Source organism: Clostridium neuense (assembly GCF_045310695.1).
GTDB classification, from domain to species: Bacteria; Bacillota; Clostridia; order Clostridiales; family Clostridiaceae; genus Clostridium_S; species Clostridium_S neuense.
Genome location: NZ_JBJIAA010000001.1, coordinates 40,283 through 61,318 on the forward strand (window position 1 = coordinate 40,283; position 21,036 = coordinate 61,318).

Genomic DNA, 21,036 nt, shown 5'->3' on the forward strand with positions numbered 1-21,036 from the left:
GAATAATTGTATGCTTATATATTATCACTTATAATTAACAATTTTAATATACATAGATAAAAAATGTAACCTTTATTATATATTTTATAATAAAGGTTACACTAAAAAATTATATTCTTTGTATTTTTACCTTTTCCATTATCTCATTAACTGTTTTCATTTCAACCCAGCCATTCTCTTTTATCATAGCATTGGCTGTACCGCAGGCTGCCCCCAAGGCTATAATTTTTTCTATTGGATAATTTCTTTCAATTCCAACGGCAAAGCCTCCAACGAGAGAATCACCTGAACCCACAGGATTTACAGCCTTTACTTTTGGTATTGTTACTTTAAATATATTTCCGTTAAAACATACTAAAGAGCCCTGTGCGCCTAAAGAAACAATTACACACTTAATTCCACTTTGATTTAGAGTTTTTATATGCTTCAATATATCTTTTTCATCTATTACTGCTTTTCCTGTAAGCATCTCAAGCTCGTCCTTGTTCGGTTTTATCAAAAATGGCTTAGCCTTTATTCCTTCTTTTAGCAATTCACCGCTTGTATCTAAAAGAAACTTTTTATCTGCTCTATTAGCCTTTTCTATAAGCTTTGCATATATATTAGCTTCAATATTTTTAGGCACACTGCCTGAAGCCACTATAACATCCGAATTTACCAATAAATTATCATACATATTTATAAATATACTTTTTTCTTCCTCTGTAACAAATGGTCCAGGTTCAAGAACTTCTGTCTGAACTAAATCATCAGTTATAAAAGCTAAACATTCTCTAGTTGTCCCTGATATTTTCACAAAATTGCTCTTAATTCCAATTTCCTTTAACCTGTTTTCAATAAATTCACCAGTTGTTCCACCTAAAAATCCTGTAGTAATAATATCTTCACCTAGTATATGTGCTATATTTGCAACATGAAGTCCCTTTCCTCCTGCTGCACTGTAAACTCCTTTAGCACGCATTACTTTCCCTTTAATTATATCCTGTATCTCATACCTCTTATCAACAGAAGCATTGAGATTTATAATTGTAATCAAGCTTTTCCTTCACTTCCACACATCTTAATTTTCTTAATAACAATTTCTTTCATAGCTTCTTTTCCAGGAGTCATATAGTGTCTTGGATCATTTGCATCTGGATTTTCCTTAAAGTATTCTTTTACTGCATTAGAAAAAGGTATTTTAAGATCTGTTGCAATATTTACTTTACATATTCCAAATTTAATTGCCAGTTTAACTAAATCCTCTGGTACATCTGAAGCTCCATGAAGCACTAAAGGCACGGACACTTTTTCTCTTATTTCTTTAAGTCTATCAAAGTCAAGTTTTGGCTCTCCTTTGTACAAACCATGAGCAGTGCCTATTGCAACTGCAAGTGAATCAATTCCAGTTTTATCTACAAACTCTTTTGCAGCATCCGGATTTGTATAAACAGCAGCTTTATCGTCTACAACCACATTTTCTTCTCTGCCGCCAAGCATTCCAAGTTCAGCTTCCACAACAGTGCCATTCAAATGCGCATATTCAACAACTTCTCTTGTAACTTTAATGTTATCTTCAAAAGACATTCTTGATGCATCTATCATAGCTGATGTAAATCCAACATCAATGCAGTGTTTAAGCCTCTCTACGTTTTCAAAATGATCTAAATGCATTGCTATTGGTATATTTGAGTGTTTTGCTGCTGCTGATTTAGCAATTGCAATCAAATAATCCTCTCCACTATAATCTATAGTTCCAGGAGTTCCTGCAATTATTACTGGAGAATTTAATTCTGCAGCCGTTTCAACTACAACTCTAAATGTTTCAAGATTGTGTATGTTAAATGCTGGTACTGCATAATGTTCTTTCTGTGCTTTAACCAATAATCCTTTCGTTGTAACTAACATACCTTAACACCTTCTTATTGTAATTATTTAAATTTTCTAACTATTCTTTCGGATATCCACCGTTATTCCATTTTTCAATAAATTCATCGAAGAAATGTTCATTTCCAAACTGACCTTTATCATCTTTTATAAGCTCATCAATTCCCTTTATTATTTCTTCATTTTCCTTAGTAGGCTTGTACTCTGATTCGAGGAAAGCATCTATTATATTTTCTATAAGACCTATTCCTGTTATTCTTCCTCCAACAGCTATAACATTTGCATTTAAATATTCCTTTGCATATCTAGCTGTTCCTACATCTCTAACAAGTGCTGCTCTTATTCCCTTTACCTTATTTGCTGAATTTGATATTCCAACTCCAGTTCCACATAATATAACTCCTAAATCCGCCTTACCAGATGCTACTTTTTCAGCAGCTGCTTTTCCGAATATAGGATAATGAGTTCTTACAAAATCGTAAGTTCCATTATCTATAACTTCATGACCTTTTGACTTTAAGTACTCTGAAATTTTCATTTTAATATCTGGAACAATGTGATCTGATCCTATTGAAATTACCATTTTATTACCTCCCAATATTTATAGCATCTTATTTAACATATCAACTCTTATTTGATGTCTTCCACCTGCATATTTTTCCTTTATATATGCATCAAGCATTCCCTCTGCAAGTTTTTTTCCAACAATTCCTGCTCCAATAGCAAGCATATTAGCTGAATTATGCTGGCTTGTCATTTTTGCTGAATGTTCATCCGAAACCTCAGCACATATTATTCCCTTATGCTTAGCACCAACCATAAAAGAGCCTGCACCATATTCATCTATTGCAACTCCTCTGTCTGCTTCCTTTTTCATAATTGCCTCTGCAACTAAGCTTGATGATTGTACAAGATTAAGCCCCTTTTCTGGAGTTTTATCTATCACTTCGATGCCTTTTCCTTCTAAATACTCTTTTAAATACTCTTTTAACTCAAAACCATCTGTATCGGCTCCTAATGCTATTTTCATAAAATTACCTCCTCTGCAAATCTATAATTTTTATATTTGGCTTTCTTTTAAAACATAGCCATTATTTAAACTTTTATATTATTATCTTCTGTGGTATAATTTATATTGCTTATGTATAATTTAATCCACGGAAGAGTAGAATAATCATCTTAATTTTCTCTTCTTTTATTTATTAATCTCATATTGATAACAATACGAGATTATTTTTTATTCATTTACTATTTCTACTATTTCTTCATACTTTTCTTTTAATTTACTATCTATATTTTTATCTGTGATAACTGCTGTGACATCCTGCAAATTATAAAAGCTAAAAAAATCTTCTTTCTCTATTTTGCTGCTATCACACAACACAAACTTTTTTACGGCATTATCCATTATAATCTTTTGGCATACGCCCTCTTCTTCATTTGAAGTGGTTATATTATCATTACAAATACCATTAGTTCCAACAAAAGCGGTTTTAACTCTCATATTTTTTAGGTTTTCATTTGTAAAGCTTCCAACAAAAACATCCGTATGTGAACGATAACGCCCGCCTACTAATATTATTTCATATCTTTTATCATCTTTAAATTTTAAAAATACAGGCATAGAATTAGTTATAATCTTTACATATGAAACATTCAAATAATCATATATTAATTCACTGGTAGTTCCAGGTCCTATATAAATAATGTCGTTTTCTTGTATTTGCTGGCTGGCTAGTTTAGCAATATATCTTTTTTGTTCTATATTGATTTTTCTTTTTTCATTATTAGAAAGTTCTTTAAAGTTTGTCTTACTTTCTTCCATTACCTTTTTAGCTCCACCATAAATGCGGTCAAGAAGTCCTCTTTCCTCAAGAACCTTCAAATCTCTTCTAACAGTTATTTCTGTAACACCAAGCTTTTCATTTATATCTGTTATCTTTATGATGTTATTTTTATCGAGCATTTGCAATATCTTTTGGAATCTCTCTTCCTTTAGCATACTGTACTCCCCCATAAATTATCACAATATAATCATATTCAATCCTTATCTGCAAGTATATATTATCACTTTTTTATATCACATTCAATATCATTTGTGATTATTTTTATTCTTTTCTTGTTCTATTTATGTTGCTATATTTTGAAAACTATCAAAATTCACAAGTAACTGCTACAAACAAGAATAACATTAACTTTACAACAGCTACTTGTGAACTCCTAAATCTGCTTTTAATAAATTATCTTATCTGCACTTATTAATTCTTTAGCCTCAGATATAGCTTTAAACCAATAAGCACTTTTCTTCGGATATCTCTTTTGAGTATGGAAATCCACATAAAACAATCCATAACGCTTATTGTATCCATTGCTCCAGGAAAGTACATCCATTAAAGACCATACAAAATATCCTTTTACAACAACACCCTCAGCTTTAGCCTGCAAAATAGCTGCAAGGTGCTGTTTAATATATTCTATACGAGGGGTATCATCTATCTTTCCAGCTTCAAAATCATCTTTATATCCCATTCCATTTTCAGTAACATATATTTTTTTGTAGTTTGGATATTCATTTTTTATTCTAACTAACATATCATGAAGTCCCTTCGGGTAAATCGGCCAATCCCAATCTGTTGTTGGAACCTCTGGATTATTAACACGCTGACCTATTCCCTTAAGTGCAAAAATACTTGTTCCTTTTTCACCTGTCCCATTATGATGTATTTTACTTTCTCCTGCATAACCTTTTAAGAAATGACTAGAATAATAGTTCATTCCCAGAAAATCAATTTTTTTTGAAGCAGCCTTAAGCACTTCTAAATCCCCATCATAAATTTCAAGTTTACCACCGTTTTTAGACATAATTTCATCAATAGTTTCCACAGTTTCTTTTGGATATTTTCCTTTAAAACACGCATCAAGCATAAATTTATTTGACAGCATATAGTCTAAATAAGCAGCTCTTCTATCTTCTTCTGAGTCCGTTATTGGGTATTTGCCTTCAAGCGTATGAATTATTCCTATTTCTCCACTAAGCTTCATGCTCTTATATAGTTCAACAACCTTAGCATGTGCTACCATCATGTTGTGCATAGATTGAACAGCCTTTGGTATATCATATTTTTCACTTGGAGGAAAATTTCCTATTATATAACCGTTTTGAGCAACTGCCCAAGCCTCGTTAAAGGTAACCCACTTTTTAACCCTATCTCCAAATCTATCAAAACAAACCTTTGCAAATCTAACAAAGTGCTTTATATTCTCCCTGTTAAGCCAATCTCCATTTTTAAATAATGGAAGTGGGGTATCAAAATGATGTAAGGTTACAAAAGGTTCAACACCATTTTTTATACATTCATCAATAAGATCGCTGTAAAATTTAATTCCTTTTGGATTTACTTCACCTGTTCCATCTGGTATTACACGAGACCATGCAATGGATATTCTTATACCATTTACGCCAAACTTCCTTGATAGTTCTAAATCTTCTTTATACTTATGGTAAAAATCACTTGCTGCGTCTCCATTAAATCTGCTTCCAGGCTGATTAAGATATTCATCCCAAATGCATGGTCCTTTTCCATCTTCTTTCGTAGCTCCTTCTGCCTGATAAGCTGCTGTTGCTCCTCCAAACACGAAATCATTTTCAAATCCACTCATAATTTTTGCCTCTTTCCATTATCCATTTATTATATCTAATGCAAATTTTAACGCTCCAGCAGGATCTCTAGTTAATCTTACATATTCCTTACCTGACGTTGTAGCTGCTTTGGTTCCTTTTGATGCACAATCAGCTTTTAATTCTTCATACATAGATGCCATTTGTGGTGCTAATACGATTAAATCGTAATCTGATATTACATCCTTGTGCTGACCATATGCCATAGCTATAGATTCCAAATTTATGCCTTCCTGCTTTGCTCCTTTTGTTATTGCATTTGCAAGCATACTACTTGTAGCTCCACTTGCACAAAGTACTAATACAAGCTGTTTTTTATCTGTTTTGTTTTCTACTCTAAGCTTTTCTACTGGTTTTTCAACCTCTTTTACAATTGTTTCCTCTTTAACTGCTGCAACTTCCTCGTGATTAGCCCTTTCAGCCTCTTCCTCTACCAATTGCTTATCATACACTTTAAAGAATGGATAGTACATTGCAAAATCAACTACTAATAATAAAGGTGCTAATACAAATGCTAATTTAGCAAAACCTGTTCCTAATATTAATCCTATAGGTCCTGGAGCTGTCCAAGGAATTATATAAATAAATCCGTTCATACCCAAATTATCTATAAAAAATTTAAATAACCATACGTTAACTATTGGAGTAAGAATAAAAGGTGCAAATAACACAGGATTTAAAACAATTGGTGCACCAAATAGCACTGGTTCATTTACTGCAAAGCATACTGGAATTATAGACGTTCTACCAACTGCTTTTAATTGCTTTGACTTAGCTAAAAAGGCAAACATAACGGTAAGCATTAAAGTAGCACCAGTACCTCCTAGGGTTGCTACGAAGTACGAAGTTCCATGAGTTAATACATATGATGCATGATGTCCTGCTTGATATAACTTTAAGTTAGCTTCAACATTAGCAATATATATAGCTGTTACTGCTGGTTCTACTATTGAAGGTCCGTGAATGCCAACAAACCAGAACATTGCCATTGCTCCATATATTATAGCTAATCCCAAATATCCATCTGCAGCCGTAAATAAAGGTTTTAAGACATCTAATATCCACTGACTGAAAACTTCCCCTGCCACCTGTCTAAATATTAAATCAAATAACCAGAAGAATAAAATAGATGCTGCTAACGGAAGCAAATCTTCAAAAGTTTGGGCCACATTATGAGGTACCTCATCTGGCAATTTAATTGTTATATTGTTCTTTACAAATATTTTATATATGTTAGGAACTATAAATGCAACTACAAATGCTGATAATAAACCTTTAGTACCCATATAGCCACTAGAAAATCCATCCTTAACTGAATCTACAGCTATTAATAAGAAACAGCTGATAGAAACAATCATTACTGATACATTGTTAATTTGTCTCAGCTTAGGAAGCTTACCATTGATGTTATCAGTTAAACTCTTAGCAATTGTAGCTACCATTAACACCGCTAAAATTCCCATAGAATAGTTATATGCTTTCATAAGAGTATTAGTAACATTGTTTGGCCAGTAAAATCCCCATATATTAGGTACATCTGCTATGAGTAAAAAGATACTAGAAAACAAAATAATAGGCATACAACTTAAGAAACCATCCCTAATCGCCCTTAGGTAAGGGTTGTTTGAAACCTTTTCAAAAAAAGGCTTCGCTTTTTCAATTAGCGCAATTAACTTTTTCATTATAACTTTCCCCCTAAATATTTTTATTGGTTAGCTTTTTTATATAAATTGATTAAATTTTTTACAAGATCCCTCAAAAGCATTACCGTCATCAAATGATCTTGAGCATGTACCACCAAGAAACCTACTTCTATTTTTTCCCCTGACGCTTCCATTTGGATCATTTTTGTTTGAACATTATGAGCTTCCGTTATAAGATCATTTCCTTCTTTTACTAAGGCTTCGGCTTTGTCATACTCTTTATCATTAGCAGCATTTAAAGCCTCTATATATTTTGATCTTGCATCTCCTGCATAAGCAACTATCTCCATTGTGGTTAATTCCAATTCTTCCTTAGTCATACTATTATACCTCCACCTTTATAATTATTTTAACTTTGTATAAAACAATATTTATGCACTAGTTTGTTCTTTTATGTTTTGTTTTCGTTTACATTTATATAATATATCTTAACCAATAACTTGTCAATATCATTTGTGTAATATTTTTATTCGATTTTTGTTCGCTAATAGTATAACATAATAAAAACATTACATTACTTATTATAAAAGCGCCAAAGCTATGCTAAAAGATATGGTATCAACAAAGTATCAGTCTGAAAATTACATAAAACTAAGCATATTTATTATTTTTATATCTTAATTTAAGCCAAATATATGATCACTCATTACTAGAATGATCACTTTGCTGTTTCATTTTATCCCTAACATTGTCTTTATATTAACTGCGCATTTTGAAATATAAATCTTCCCTTATATATTATTGTATATCATTCATCATTTTACTACACACTTTTTTAGAATTTATTGTTACATTAAGGCGATTATGCTAAAATTAATTTAAAAACCTAAAGGGGGAAAACAAATGAAAAAATTAGCATTAAGTTGTATTATTTCAGCGGCTTTATTATTAACTTCAACTAATTCTGCTTCTGCAGCCCAAACACTTCAGTTTAGCAAATCAACTAGTAAAACTTTAATGGCATCGCCTTCTTCATTTATTGAACTTCCATCAAAAAACAATGTAAAACTAGACAAAATTTGGACAATAACCTTCTCAACGGATATTAGTACAGATAAAATTGAAGGCATACTAGTTCAACAGGATTCAGACTTCGTTCCTGTAAGCATAGCTGTATCTGGCAAAAACACAATATCTGTAAAACCAACAAGTTCTTATGCCCCAAATTCAAAATATACCTTAAAAATATTTTTAAGTAACGGAAGTAAATACAGTATGAGTTTTACAACTGAAGATGCTTATAAGAATATTGACAGTTCAAATAATGACAGCTACAGCTCAGCTAGCACTGTAACCTTAGGAGACAAACTAAACGGAAGTCTCGATGGCAAAAATGACAGTGCTGATTGGTATAAGTTTGTTGTTCCTAAAGATGCTAGCGTCACTATTTCTGCCAAAAACACAACAGATACTAATAATATTAATCTTTACTTATATGATAAAAATGGAGACAATGATAATTACATTGCTGCCGATTCTTATGGTGATCCACATTACTCAAACAAGTCTGTAAGAAGTGTTACTGAAGGGTTAGCTGCTGGAACCTACTATATAAAATTGAATTCTAGCGACACTCTAAATTATTCAATTACCCTAGCTTACAATTATGAAGCTTCTAATAACGATATTGAAACAAACAACAGCTATTTAAATGCACAAGATCTTAATCTAAATAATGAAACAACTGGTCACATAGGCTATATGAACGAAGATTCTTCAAAGGATTCAGCAGATTATTATAAATTCACTTTAACTAAAGATGGTGAGGCTAATTTTAATTTATCTAATAACACTGGAGATAATATAAATTTATACCTATACTGCAAAAACGGAGACAATGACAGCTATATTGCAGCGGATTCTTATGGTGATCCACATTATGAAAATAAATCTATAAGAAGCATTGATAAGTATCTAGCAGCCGGAACTTATTATATTAAAATTACAAGTGATAATCCAGAAATGTATTCACTTAAATCTACTTTCACAGAAGACTCACTGCAAAATGACATTGAAAATAATGATTCATATATGAAAGCTTTAACCATTAATTCCAATGACACAAAAACCGGACACATAGGTTATTTTAAAGATGATACTTCTCAAGATAAATCGGATTGGTATAAGATAACTATAGATCAAACTAAAGATTTAAATATAAATCTCAATGGTGAAAATGGCAATAACATAAACTTGTACTTATATGCTGAGAATGGCGATAATGATAATTATATATCAGCAGATAGTTATGGTGATCCTCATTATTCCAATAAATCAATAAGGCATATTTCAAAAACATTGGACAAAGGAGTTTATTATATTAAGGTAAATTCAGATAGTTCAACAGGCTATACACTGACAACTAACTAACAAAAATAAGCTGCCTATATCCAAAAATTGAACATAGGTAGCTTATTTTTATATTTAGCTTAAAACTTATACGGCTTTACTGAGTGCACTCTGAACAGCTTCCATTATTCCTCTGCTGCTGAAGGTGGCCCCTGAAACCCCGTCTACATTTGAACTCTGGTTAGTTATAATTTCCTGAGAAACTGTAGTAAATGCTCTATCATAAAACTCCGAAGTATCTTCATTAGAAACAGTAGTAATATCTGTTATCTTACCATTTTTAACAACTACAGAAACCTTTGTTGTACCTCCCCTAAAGCCTGTACCTGAACCTTCATAAGTTCCATCCTTATAAGAACCCTTGGCACTTTGAGTTTCTTGTGTTTGTACTTGTGCAGTATTTAGACCTGCCGCACTTACCCCTAATTTACCTACATAATATAACCCTGTCATAACAGATGCGGCCGCTGCTCCTGCAATAAGAGGACGCACATCCTTTTCTGATACTGTCAAGGTTACATTACTCCTAGGACATGAAGTAACACACTGCATACAATTTATACATTCACCACTCTTTACAACATCATACTTATAAAGTGGTATACCCATAGCACAATTATTTGTACATATTCTGCATTTTCCACATTTTGCTCTTTCTTTTTTTACTTTTACAATTCTTAATTTTGATATAATAACAAATACGGCTCCAAGCGGGCAGAGATATCGGCAGAAAAAGCGTTCAACAAAAACAGAAGCAATAGTAATAAGAATAAATAATATAAATCCTACTGTTAAATTTGCAGCTGCATAAGAAAAATCCGGAACTTTTCCTACAGATACTATTACTCCAAAAGCATCCCAAGGGCTAAAGGTACTAAAAGCATTAATTTTAAAAGTACATACTACAAAAATTAAAAATACTAAAACTACATATTTAAAGTATTTTAGTACCCTATCTGTGTCTTCATTTAACCTAAAATCTATTTTAAATATCTTATGTGATATTTTATAAACAAAATCCCCAAAAGCTCCATAAGCACACATCCAGCCGCAAAAAAATCTTCCTGCTATGATTGTAAGTGGAATAATAGCAAATACCTCAACTAATTGAGGAATAAGCTGAGTCAGTGAAATATTCTGGAAAACTACAGCACTGTAAATATCTTTTATGCCATGAAATGTATTTATATATAGTGATGGTAACCATATAAAAAATAATATTTGAATCAAAATTCTTGAAACCTGTATTATTGAAATTTTACTCTTTTTCATAATTTTTAGCCCCTTTCAAAGTTATGTCTTAAACCTTCTGTAACAAAAATATCTTTATTTTCCATAATAAATATAGCCTCTGCTCTTATGCTTTTTAATAAAGGGATTGCTTCATTAATATCCTGTATAAAAAGAGCAGTTGTAACAGCATCTGCATCAATTGAAGCTTCACATATGACAGTTACACTTAGAAGCCCGTTTTTTGCTGGATATCCAGTACGAGGATCTATAATATGATGATACCTAACTCCATCCTTAATAAAAAACTGTTCATTGCTGCCAGAGGTTACAATTGTTTTATCCTTAACTGTTACTGTACCAACATAATTTCCTCTAGAAGAAAGAGGATCTTGAATGCCTATACGCCAAGCTGACCCTGATGAATTATGTCCCATAGTTAAAATGTTTCCTCCTAAATTAATTAGTGCATCTTTAATTCCGTGCTTCTTGAAAATTCCTTTAACCTCATCAGCTGCATAGCCCTTTGCAATACCACCTAAATCAACAGCCTGTCCTTTACTTTTTAAATATGCTGAATTATCTTTATCATTTAAAATTAAATCCTCATAATTTACTAGTTTCAACCTTTTATTAATATCCTCTTTATCCGGTATAAGATTTCTTTTTATTCCAGACTTCCAAAGAGCAGTCAATGGACACACCGTTATATCAAAGGCTCCCCTCGAAGCTTTTGAAAATTTTAATGCTTTTCTTAACACCTCAGAGGTATCAGCATTAATTTGTTGCTTTTGTATTCCAGCACTACAATTCATCTTCATAATATCGCTATTTTCTTTAAAGGCTGACATTCTATAATCAATTTCAAGAACTCTTTCATAGGCATTATTAACAGCTTCTTCACCCTTCATACCAAAAGCAGTTATTGTATTTATTGTGCCTAGAGCAAAGAATGTTTTTTCATACTTTTTTCTCGCAAATTCTTTTTTTAGCAATTTATGCCCTCCAATCTAATGAATAATTCTCGAAACATGCGCTATAGATTTTATTATAAAGAAGAAAGCTTAAAATTAGCTTAGAATTAACTTAGAATCTCCTTAGAAACATTAATTAATTATAAAAAAATTGCGAAGTAACCTTAAATATTGTTACTCCGCAAAATCAGAGATAAAATACATATTTTTATTTATTATTTTTAAACATTGCTGCTAAATCTCCAAACGGATTGTTCATTGGAGCTTCAGCTTCCTTTTTCATCTTCTTCATATAATTTGATACTTCTTTTTTATTTAATTTATTGTTATTTTCCTTAAATCTTTTTTGGAAGGAAGAATACTTTTCTCTAAAGCTGCATGTTGTACAAACATATATTTTTCCTTCCCCTTCGCCCCTAAGTTCAAGCTTTTTATGACATTCTGGGCATCTTACATTAGTAAATCTGCTTAAATTTTCTCTATAGCCACATTCTCTATCCTGGCATACAAGCATTTTACCATTTTTGCCCTTCACCTCAAGCATATACTTACCGCATTGTGGACATTTTTTACCTGTAATATTGTCATATTTAAATTTGTCCTTGCTACTTTTGACATCATCTACAAGTTTTGAAGCATAGCTTTTCATGCCATCAACAAAGTTTTTTCCGCTTAACCTTCCCTTGCTTATAGACTCCAAATCCTTTTCCCACTTTGCAGTTAAAAGAGGAGATTTTAAATCCTGCGGTACAAGTTCTACTACCTGTTTTCCCTTTGAAGTTGGAATCATTTCTTTTCCGTTTTTCTCTACATAAAAGGTATTATAGAGCTTTTCTATTATATCTGCTCTTGTAGCAACTGTTCCAAGGCCTCCTGTTTCTCCAAGCGTTTTCGAGCTTACTTTATCCATTTGAACATATTTTTGAGGATTTTCCATAGCAGAAAGAAGTGCAGCCTCTGTAAATCTTGCTGGCGGTTTTGTCTTTTGATTACTCATATTAACTACAGAAAAAGCAACTTCTTCCCCCTTAACAACCTTAGGAAGTATTTGGTCCTTTAACTCCCCTTCGCTCTTGTCGTCAAAATCCTCTTCCTTATCATATACCGCCTTCCAACCTTTGGATTTAACTACTTTTCCTGAGGCCGTAAAGATTTCTCCATTTACCTCTGCCTTTATAGTTGTTTGAATATACTCAAAAGATGGAAGCATAATGCTTAAAAATCTTTTTACAACTAAATCATATATCTTCATTTCCTCGCTGCTTAAAAGTGAAAGAGAAACCTTTTCCTCTGTTGGAATTATAGCATGATGATCAGATACCTTGCTATCATCCACAAAGCTTTTATTTGCTTTTATCCTTCCCTTTAATACTTCCCCAGCAAACTTACTGTACTTGCCAACAGATATAGCTTTAAGCCTATCTGGAAGCGTTGGCACGATATCCTGAGAAATATATCTTGAATCCGTTCTTGGATAAGTTAAAAACTTATAATTTTCATACAATCTCTGCATTATAGACAATGTTTGCTTTGCAGAAAATCCAAAAAATCTATTTGCATCCCTTTGAAGCTCAGTTAAATCATAAAGTGCAGGTGAATACTTTTTCTTATCACTTTGACTAACCTCTACAATTTTTCCCTTTTGCCCTCTCACTTTAGAAACTACGGCTTTTGCCTCTTCTTCATTAAAGGTATTAAAGCTTCCATTTTTGTTCTGCCAGTGCATTGTATAGCCATTAGCCTTTGCTGCAATATTGTAGTAATCTCTTGGCTTAAAGTTCTTTATTTCCTCTTCCCTTTGAACTATCATTGCAAGCGTTGGAGTTTGTACTCTTCCTGCTGAAAGCTGAGCATTATACTTACAGGTTAAAGCTCTTGTTACATTTAAACCTACATACCAATCCGCTTCTGCTCTACACTGTGCTGCCATGTATAAATTATCATATTCTTTCCCTGGCTTTAATTTTGCAAAGCCCTCTTTTATAGCCTTATCAGTTTGAGAGGAAATCCATAAACGTTTTATTGGTTTTCTAAAACCTGCCTTTTCAATTATCCACCTTGCAACAAGCTCTCCTTCTCTTCCAGCATCTGTTGCTATTACAAGTTCATCTACGTCTTTTCTCATCATAACCTTTTTAACCTCTGAAAACTGCTTTGAGGTTTTTGGTATTACATTTAACTTCATTCTATTTGGAAGCATAGGTAGTGTTTCCATGCTCCAGCTTTTATACTGTTCTCCATAGGCTTCTGGATCTGCTAAGGTAACCAAATGTCCAAGTGCCCAGGTTACTATATACTTATCTCCTTCTAAATAGCTTCTTTTATTTATATTAGCTCTTAAAACCTTGGCAAGAGATCTTCCTACACTTGGTTTTTCAGCTAAAACTAATGTCTTTCCCATTTTAATTTAAACAACCTTTCCATATATAGTTTTGTCACTTATGCTTATTGTATCATAAAAGCAAAATTTTGTGATGATTTACCTTTTTCATAAATGTTAAGCTAACATAAAAATTCTTTAATTAATAAATATTAGCCTTTCATTATACAAATTATATGTCTATAAAATAATTTAAAATTAACCTGCAGTTAACATAAACATGTTGGATTATAATTGAAAAGATGTATATAATTTATTTATATTTAATTGATCAGGAGGGTTTATAATGAAAAAAAAATTTTCTAGTATTTTTATTTATTTATCCTTAATTTTATGCTTTAGCTTAGGATTTTCTGGAAGCTTAGTAAATGCCAAAAGTGTTACCACATCATTAAATAAGTATAACTATAGCTATGCAATTACTACTTTTCAAGGAGTCGCAAACTATATACACAAATATGGCACCTTGCCAAATAACTTTATTACTAAAGAAGAAGCTGAAGAATTAGGATGGGAACCAGGTGAAAATTTGTGGGATTATGCACCAGGAAAAAGCATTGGAGGAGATATATTCACTAATTCAGAAGGAAGCTTACCTGATGCTGATGGCAGAGTATGGTACGAATGCGATATTAATTATCATGGTGGACATAGAGGAAGTGATAGATTGGTCTATTCCAATGATGGGCTAATTTATGGAACAACAGATCATTATGAAACTTTTACAAGATATTATTAATACTATAGCTAGAGGCGAATAATAAATGAAAACAATTGTTATAGATGGAACTGCTTTTGAAAACAAAGAAACTTTTCACAGACTCTTAAAATCAAAAATGGGCTTACCGCAATATTATGGTAATAATTTAGATGCTCTTTGGGATTGCCTTACAGGTGAAATTGCACTACCATTAAAAATTATTTGGAATAACTTTAATAGCAGTAAAATTACACTAGGTGATTATGCAGATAAAGCAGCTGCAGTTTTTATTAAGGCTGAAAAAAAATTGGGTCAGAAATTTATTTTTGAAATTCATTAATTAAATAAAAAAGGGTCTGCCACACTAAGTAAAAAATATTATTAGTGTGATAGGCTCTAATTTTTTATATATAATTAATATACAAATTATTAACAAAATTTCTATTGAGTTGCCATAAATTATATATAAAATATATTTAGTATCTATAAATTGCAATTATATATTTTTTACGCTTTATTCTGATTAAAGGGAGGATTAAAATTGAAAAAAAGCTTTAATATGTCTAAAGAAAGAATATACTTATACTTAATTTTGATGTTATCATTTATATTAAACTTTGCAAATCTAGGTATTGAAGGTTATGGTAATACCTACTATGCTGCTGGTGTAAAGAGCATGCTTATGAATTTAAAAAATTTCTTTTTTGTGTCCTTTGACCCTTCTGGCTTTGTGACTATTGATAAACCACCTGTTGGATTTTGGCTTCAGGCAATAAGCTCAAAAATTTTAGGCTTCAGTGGCTTTAGTATAATACTTCCTCAAGCCCTCTGTGGAGTACTTTCTGTTTTTTTAATATATCATATCGTCAAAAATACCTTCGAAGAAAAAAAAGCTTTAGTAGCTGCCCTTTGCCTTTCAGTAACCCCAATCTTTGTAGCTGCAAGCAGAAATAATACCATTGATAATGACCTTGTTTTATGTTTACTCCTTTCAGTACTATTCTTTGTAAAATCAGTCAAAACTCAAAAGTTAAGCTTTCTTATAATCAGCTTTGTCTTTATTGGCATAGGCTTTAACGTAAAAATGTCAGAAGCATACTTAATACTTCCCGCTTTATACCTAAGTTATTTTCTCATTTCATCTTTAACCTTGAAAAAGAAAATATTGAACCTATGCTGCGCAACCTGTGCATTGATTGTAGTATCCTTATCCTGGGCCATAGCTGTAGATGCCGTACCAGCAGCAAATAGACCATTTATTGGCAGCAGCACAAACAACACTGTTACAGAGCTTATTCTTGGTCATAATGGCTTAGATAGAGTAAAGCTCACAAATATATTAAAAAATCCTACAATAAAACAACCTAAAAAAGTAGATTACTCAAATAAAAACTTTTCTTCTGGTTTAGGTAACGAAGCTGCACCTGGGCTAACAAGGCTTATAGGGGAAAATTATATTTCAGATCAAATAGGCTTTCTTATTCCTATGGCAGTACTGGGATTTTTAGCTGCCGCCATAAAGGAAAAGCTGACGATCTCTATGGATAATGAAAGAAAAACAATCTTAATGTTATTTTTTATCTGGTTCTTAACAGAATTCGTGTTTTTCAGCTTTACAAGAGGCTCTTTCCATACTTATTATTTAACAACAATGGCACCACCAATTGCAGCCTTAACCGGAATAGGTGTAATTGATATGTGGAATCTTTTTACAGCAAAAGGCAAAAAAGCTTTGCTTTTACCAACTTCCATAGTTATAACAGCTGCAACTGAAATGTCCATTTTGTACTATAATCATGCAAAGTCAAAAGCCTATCTACCTATCATAGTGTTTATAGGTTCGATTTGTTTTGTATTTTCTTCTCTTCTCATGGTTAAAGATTTTGATGAAAAGCAAAAAAAATACTTTGCCTCCTTAGCCTTTATAGGAATTTTAACTGCTCCTTTTATTTGGTCTTGTTCTCCAATATTTTTAAATATGAATTCTTCAAGTCCTTCTGCTGGTCTTGAGCTTTCACATAATTCTCATCCTTTCAGAAGTAAACCTCTAGTTAATTCTAAGCTAGCAAATTATCTAGAGAAAACTCAGTCAAAGGAAAAATACCTTGCAGCAGTCCCCTCTGCCAATACTTATGCTTCAAGCCTAATACTAGAAACTAGCAAACCTGTAATGGTCTTTGGAGGCTTCAGCGGTAATGACAAGATTATTTCTCTTGCTGCTTTTAAAAAAGATGTTCTTTCTGGAAAAGTTAAATATGCCATACTTCCTTTGCAAAATAACAAACTTGGAACAAAAAACAATAAAAACTCAGCTATAATAAATTGGATTAAAAAAGATGGGAAAGTTGTATCAACTTCAAAATGGGAAAATGCTAAAAAACTTCCTTATAAGCTATATTATTTAGGAGAAAAATATAAAGATAAACTTTATTATTATTAGGAAAAAGTTCAAGGTGTATTTCTGAAATTTTTATGATATAATTTTATGTAACTGTAAATTTTTATCGATACAAGAAACTATGCTTTAAATAAGCATAACACAATAATTTAAAATAGAAAGGAAAATACGCTTTGATAACTGTAAATAACGTAAGTTTAAGATATGGCGATAGAAAGCTTTTTGAAGATGTAAATTTAAAATTCACACCTGGAAACTGCTATGGTGTTATAGGTGCAAATGGAGCTGGAAAAAGTACATTTTTAAAAATTTTATCTGGCGAAATAGAACCAAATACAGGTGAAGTTATTATACCTCCAAACACTAGAATGTCCGTTTTAAAACAGGATCACTTTCAGTATGATGATTATGAAGTTTTAGAAACAGTAATCATGGGAAATGAAAGACTTTATACTATAATGAAAGAAAAAGATGCTCTATATGCAAAACCAGATTTTAATGATGAGGATGGAATAAAAGCCTCTCAGCTTGAAGGTGAATTTGCAGAGCTAAACGGTTGGGAAGCCGAAGCAGAAGCAGCTACTTTACTTCAAGGGCTTGGTATAGATACCTCTTATCATGCAAAAAAAATGTCTGAACTTACAGGTTCTGAAAAGGTAAAGGTACTTCTTGCACAGGCTCTTTTCGGAAATCCTGGAATATTACTTTTAGACGAGCCTACAAACCATCTTGACATAAAATCAATAAACTGGCTTGAAGAATTTTTAATAAATTTTGAAGGTACAGTAATTGTTGTATCCCATGATAGACACTTTTTAAACAAAGTTTGTACTACTATGGCTGATGTTGATTTTGGAAAGATAAAATTATACGTTGGAAACTATGATTTCTGGTATGAATCAAGCCAATTAGCACTTCAAATGGCAAAGGATCAAAACAAAAAGAAGGAAGAAAAAATAAAAGAGCTTCAGGACTTTATCGCGCGTTTTAGTGCTAATGCTTCAAAGTCTAAGCAGGCAACTTCACGTAAAAAGATGCTTGATAAAATTTCTCTTGAAGATATACAGCCTTCCAGCAGAAAATATCCTTTTGTTGGCTTCAAACCAGAAAGAGAAGCAGGAAATGACATACTCACCGTTGATAGCATAAGCAAAACAATAGATGGAGTAAAGGTTCTTGATAATGTAAGTTTCATAGCTTCGAAGGGCGATAAAATTGCCTTTGTTGGTGATAACGAAATTGCAATAACTACACTGTTTAAAATATTAAGCGGAGAAATGGAACCAGACAGCGGAAGCTTTAAATGGGGAATCACCATTACCACCGCTTACTTTCCTAAGGATAACTCAGAATTCTTTAACAATGTTAATTTAAGCCTTGTTGATTGGCTTCGTCAGTATTCAGATGAAAAATCTGAAACTTATTTGAGAGGTTTTCTTGGAAGAATGTTATTCTCTGGTGAAGAAGCTTTAAAAGAGGCAAGTGTACTATCTGGAGGAGAAAAAGTAAGATGCATGCTTGCAAAAATGATGCTTAGCAGTGCAAATGTTCTTATTTTTGACCAGCCTACAAACCACCTTGACCTAGAGTCTATAACAGCATTAAACAACGGTCTTTGTGACTACAAGGGAAATCTTCTTTTCACTTCACACGACCATCAGTTTATTCAAACTATTGCTGATAGAATTATAGAAATAACTGACAGTGGAATAATTGATAAGAAAATGTCTTATGACGAATACCTTGAAGCTATGGAAAGAAACTAAACCATTATAAAAAGTGCGATTAATATTCGCACTTTTATTTTAATTAGAAATCAGCTTTTCATATCAATCATTTAATTTATAAAAAATACATTGATCCTGCCACTCTCCATTAATAAATAAATATTTCTCACTTACTCCAATTTCTTTAAAACCACAAGCTTTTAATACAGCTTTAGATTTTACATTATAAGCTAAAGTGGCTGCTTGTAATCTATGAAGTTTTAATATATTAAAGGCATAGCTGCTTACAAGCTTAACAGCCTCCTTCATATAACCTTTTCCCTGCTCCTTTTCATCAATAGAATATCCAATAGTTCCATCCTTAAACATTCCTCCAAGGATATTATATAAATTAATAACTCCAATTAAATTTCCAGCTTTAAATATACCAAAGTACGCAAGGTTTCCATTTAAAAATTGAATATACTGATGTCTTATAATTATCATTTGTCTTTTTAAAGTGTAAAAGCCTTCATCCTTTACTTCTTCAAATTCTCTCAAATAATCCTTATTGTTTTTATAATATTTTAATACTTTGTCTGCATCATTAACCGTTAAGATTTTAAGACATATATTTTCTCCTTTTAACTTAAGTGCGGTTACCCTCTTTAAATTTCTATATATATCATAATCTATCCCTAATAATATCTCATTTCCATGCCTATCGCCAATTAGACTATTATTTGTTAGTATTCCTTCCATATGAAAATTCAAATCAACAAAAGCTTGAATATTCACTCCTTCTCCAACTAATATATTAATTTTAAATAAATTTGCAGTATCAAACAGCATGTCTATAAAATTTTTAATAATATATGTAGTATATTCATAGATATCTTCTTTTATATAAAAATGTAATCTAAAAGTACAGCTTTTATTTTTTTGAGAATATTCTACGATTTCTATTTTCCCAATAATCATCTTATTTTTATCCATAATTATATAACCATTTTTATCTTGAACAAACTCAATTTTTACAAGATCATTACTGAACATAGAAAGCCTCCCCTACTTTCATTATACTTAAACTATAAAAGCACTAAATTAATTTATAAATTTTTATGCATGAACATCTTACTGCGTTAATGTGTTTGTAAATTGACGATTTAATTAAAACAATGTTAACAATAAATTAAAAATTAATAAAAAAAAATAGAAAGAATAAAAAATTTCTTTCTATTTTATAAAATATATCTAAAATTTAAAGCTTACATGTAATTTAAATTTTCTGTGAGCGAACTTAACTCTTCTATACTTTTCCTAGTTTTCCACCTCATGTATTTCAGCACTTCTGTCCTCAATATCCATGTTATAAAAGCTTTCATTCTCTGGAAGTTCCATTCTAAAACAAAAGCAATCTTGAAAGCATACACTTGCTTTTTTTACAGAGCACTCAATAACATGTCCTCCAAATTTTCTATCTTCACTTATAAAATGAAAATGATAACCAGGCACATTAAGTCCTTCAACATAATCCGGGCATCTAAAGCCTATTATGTACCCTTTTGTATTTTTATACTCAAATATAGGTTGATCCTTAACCACTTCTGCCATTGGCCTATATGGCTTTTTTTGCTTTACAACGGTTCTCGTTTTTACATATTCAAAGGTTCCTTCTATTTTAAAAGCATAAAAAATATTTTTACTTTCAATTTTGCTGTCCAGTTTCTCTTTTATTTTTTCATATGAACTGCAGCCCTTCATTTCAAAATTGCTATAATTCTTAAATTCCGTTACCACTGCAAATGGAATTGATTCATTTTTATCACAAGTATATACCGTACCATCAGGTCTTGTCCTATAAAATGTTCCATTTAAAAGAGTAAGCTCTCCATCTAAATCTTTAAAGGTTCCTATACCAACATCACCTTTTTTTAAAAGTTTATCAAGAGATATATAACCATCATACAAACCTGATACCAGTGCATTTATAGTTGACATTTGATATATATGATTAGGTATTTTATTTTTTTCCATTGGTTTCACCATCC

The 21,036-nt window shown here is 31.7% G+C and carries 18 protein-coding genes; 5 read left to right on the forward strand and 13 right to left on the reverse strand.

Annotated features, from left to right (window positions below):
* Positions 1-109 precede the first annotated feature (109 nt).
* From ACJDT4_RS00190 to ACJDT4_RS00225, 8 genes are all read right to left on the reverse strand, one after another.
* Positions 110-1,036, reverse strand: coding sequence for a 1-phosphofructokinase (locus ACJDT4_RS00190; protein ID WP_406785503.1), 927 nt, complete (start codon positions 1,034-1,036; stop codon positions 110-112).
* Positions 1,033-1,887, reverse strand: a complete 855-nt coding sequence (locus ACJDT4_RS00195; RefSeq protein WP_406785504.1) for a tagatose bisphosphate family class II aldolase — start codon at positions 1,885-1,887, stop codon at positions 1,033-1,035. The genes ACJDT4_RS00190 and ACJDT4_RS00195 overlap by 4 nt, the downstream gene beginning before the upstream one ends.
* A 40-nt stretch (positions 1,888-1,927) precedes the next feature.
* Entirely contained in the window at positions 1,928-2,449 is a 522-nt protein-coding gene (gene lacB, locus ACJDT4_RS00200; protein ID WP_406785505.1) for a galactose-6-phosphate isomerase subunit LacB, read from the reverse strand.
* Between the two features lie 18 nt (positions 2,450-2,467).
* Positions 2,468-2,896: a galactose-6-phosphate isomerase subunit LacA gene (gene lacA, locus ACJDT4_RS00205; protein WP_406785506.1), complete on the reverse strand. Its 429-nt coding sequence runs from the start codon at positions 2,894-2,896 to the stop codon at positions 2,468-2,470.
* A 207-nt stretch (positions 2,897-3,103) separates the two neighbouring features.
* Positions 3,104-3,868, reverse strand: coding sequence for a DeoR/GlpR family DNA-binding transcription regulator (locus ACJDT4_RS00210; RefSeq protein ID WP_406785507.1), 765 nt, complete (start codon positions 3,866-3,868; stop codon positions 3,104-3,106).
* A gap of 230 nt (positions 3,869-4,098) precedes the next feature.
* Complete coding sequence (lacG, locus tag ACJDT4_RS00215; RefSeq protein WP_406785508.1) at positions 4,099-5,526, reverse strand: 6-phospho-beta-galactosidase; 1,428 nt, start codon at positions 5,524-5,526, stop codon at positions 4,099-4,101.
* Between the two features lie 18 nt (positions 5,527-5,544).
* On the reverse strand, positions 5,545-7,227 hold the full coding sequence (locus tag ACJDT4_RS00220) for a lactose-specific PTS transporter subunit EIIC (protein WP_406785509.1): 1,683 nt from the start codon (positions 7,225-7,227) through the stop codon (positions 5,545-5,547).
* Positions 7,228-7,250: 23 nt separating this feature from the next.
* Positions 7,251-7,568 (reverse strand): PTS sugar transporter subunit IIA, encoded by a 318-nt coding sequence (locus ACJDT4_RS00225; RefSeq protein WP_406785510.1) that lies wholly within the window; start codon positions 7,566-7,568, stop codon positions 7,251-7,253.
* Between the two features lie 523 nt (positions 7,569-8,091).
* Between ACJDT4_RS00225 and ACJDT4_RS00230 the strand changes: the two genes are divergently transcribed.
* Positions 8,092-9,618, forward strand: coding sequence for a PPC domain-containing protein (locus ACJDT4_RS00230; protein WP_406785511.1), 1,527 nt, complete (start codon positions 8,092-8,094; stop codon positions 9,616-9,618).
* 66 nt (positions 9,619-9,684) lie between these two features.
* On the opposite strand, the gene ACJDT4_RS00235 is transcribed toward ACJDT4_RS00230, so the two are convergent.
* The 3 genes from ACJDT4_RS00235 to ACJDT4_RS00245 form a co-directional block, all read right to left on the reverse strand.
* On the reverse strand, positions 9,685-10,869 hold the full coding sequence (locus tag ACJDT4_RS00235) for a 4Fe-4S binding protein (protein ID WP_406785512.1): 1,185 nt from the start codon (positions 10,867-10,869) through the stop codon (positions 9,685-9,687).
* 5 nt (positions 10,870-10,874) lie between these two features.
* The gene (locus ACJDT4_RS00240) at positions 10,875-11,822 is read right to left on the reverse strand and encodes an FAD:protein FMN transferase (RefSeq protein ID WP_406785513.1); all 948 of its coding nucleotides are present in this window, start codon (positions 11,820-11,822) and stop codon (positions 10,875-10,877) included.
* A gap of 187 nt (positions 11,823-12,009) precedes the next feature.
* Positions 12,010-14,202, reverse strand: coding sequence for a DNA topoisomerase III (locus ACJDT4_RS00245; protein WP_406785514.1), 2,193 nt, complete (start codon positions 14,200-14,202; stop codon positions 12,010-12,012).
* 265 nt (positions 14,203-14,467) lie between these two features.
* On the opposite strand from ACJDT4_RS00245, the gene ACJDT4_RS00250 reads away from it, so the two are divergent.
* The 4 genes from ACJDT4_RS00250 (at position 14,468) to ACJDT4_RS00265 (ending at position 19,045) form a co-directional block, all read left to right on the forward strand.
* Entirely contained in the window at positions 14,468-14,920 is a 453-nt protein-coding gene (locus ACJDT4_RS00250; protein ID WP_406785515.1) for a ribonuclease, read from the forward strand.
* 25 nt (positions 14,921-14,945) lie between these two features.
* Positions 14,946-15,221 (forward strand): barstar family protein, encoded by a 276-nt coding sequence (locus ACJDT4_RS00255; protein WP_406785516.1) that lies wholly within the window; start codon positions 14,946-14,948, stop codon positions 15,219-15,221.
* A 201-nt stretch (positions 15,222-15,422) separates the two neighbouring features.
* Positions 15,423-17,321 carry a glycosyltransferase family 39 protein gene (locus tag ACJDT4_RS00260; protein WP_406785517.1) on the forward strand — a complete coding sequence of 633 codons (1,899 nt, stop codon included), beginning with the start codon at positions 15,423-15,425 and terminating at the stop codon, positions 17,319-17,321.
* Between the two features lie 131 nt (positions 17,322-17,452).
* A complete protein-coding gene (locus ACJDT4_RS00265; protein ID WP_406785518.1) occupies positions 17,453-19,045 on the forward strand; it encodes an ABC-F family ATP-binding cassette domain-containing protein in 1,593 nt (530 codons plus the stop codon).
* A gap of 63 nt (positions 19,046-19,108) precedes the next feature.
* Here the strand turns inward: ACJDT4_RS00265 and ACJDT4_RS00270 are convergent, their stop codons facing one another.
* Together ACJDT4_RS00270 and budA are read right to left on the reverse strand one after the other, a co-directional pair.
* On the reverse strand, positions 19,109-20,041 hold the full coding sequence (locus tag ACJDT4_RS00270) for a GNAT family N-acetyltransferase (protein ID WP_406785519.1): 933 nt from the start codon (positions 20,039-20,041) through the stop codon (positions 19,109-19,111).
* A gap of 264 nt (positions 20,042-20,305) precedes the next feature.
* A complete protein-coding gene (budA, locus tag ACJDT4_RS00275; protein ID WP_406785520.1) occupies positions 20,306-21,022 on the reverse strand; it encodes an acetolactate decarboxylase in 717 nt (238 codons plus the stop codon).
* Positions 21,023-21,036: the final 14 nt, after the last annotated feature.

What these genes read in the sequence shown, in the direction of transcription:
- ACJDT4_RS00195 (WP_406785504.1), bottom strand. Translation starts at nt 1,887, where the DNA reads ATGTTAGTTACAACGAAAGGATTATTGGTTAAAGCACAGAAAGAACAT.
- lacB (WP_406785505.1), bottom strand. Translation starts at nt 2,449, where the DNA reads ATGGTAATTTCAATAGGATCAGATCACATTGTTCCAGATATTAAAATG.
- lacA (WP_406785506.1), bottom strand. Translation starts at nt 2,896, where the DNA reads ATGAAAATAGCATTAGGAGCCGATACAGATGGTTTTGAGTTAAAAGAG.
- ACJDT4_RS00210 (WP_406785507.1), bottom strand. Translation starts at nt 3,868, where the DNA reads ATGCTAAAGGAAGAGAGATTCCAAAAGATATTGCAAATGCTCGATAAA.
- lacG (WP_406785508.1), bottom strand. Translation starts at nt 5,526, where the DNA reads ATGAGTGGATTTGAAAATGATTTCGTGTTTGGAGGAGCAACAGCAGCT.
- ACJDT4_RS00220 (WP_406785509.1), bottom strand. Translation starts at nt 7,227, where the DNA reads ATGAAAAAGTTAATTGCGCTAATTGAAAAAGCGAAGCCTTTTTTTGAA.
- ACJDT4_RS00225 (WP_406785510.1), bottom strand. Translation starts at nt 7,568, where the DNA reads ATGACTAAGGAAGAATTGGAATTAACCACAATGGAGATAGTTGCTTAT.
- ACJDT4_RS00230 (WP_406785511.1), top strand. Translation starts at nt 8,092, where the DNA reads ATGAAAAAATTAGCATTAAGTTGTATTATTTCAGCGGCTTTATTATTA.
- ACJDT4_RS00235 (WP_406785512.1), bottom strand. Translation starts at nt 10,869, where the DNA reads ATGAAAAAGAGTAAAATTTCAATAATACAGGTTTCAAGAATTTTGATT.
- ACJDT4_RS00245 (WP_406785514.1), bottom strand. Translation starts at nt 14,202, where the DNA reads ATGGGAAAGACATTAGTTTTAGCTGAAAAACCAAGTGTAGGAAGATCT.
- ACJDT4_RS00250 (WP_406785515.1), top strand. Translation starts at nt 14,468, where the DNA reads ATGAAAAAAAAATTTTCTAGTATTTTTATTTATTTATCCTTAATTTTA.
- ACJDT4_RS00255 (WP_406785516.1), top strand. Translation starts at nt 14,946, where the DNA reads ATGAAAACAATTGTTATAGATGGAACTGCTTTTGAAAACAAAGAAACT.
- ACJDT4_RS00270 (WP_406785519.1), bottom strand. Translation starts at nt 20,041, where the DNA reads ATGTTCAGTAATGATCTTGTAAAAATTGAGTTTGTTCAAGATAAAAAT.
- budA (WP_406785520.1), bottom strand. Translation starts at nt 21,022, where the DNA reads ATGGAAAAAAATAAAATACCTAATCATATATATCAAATGTCAACTATA.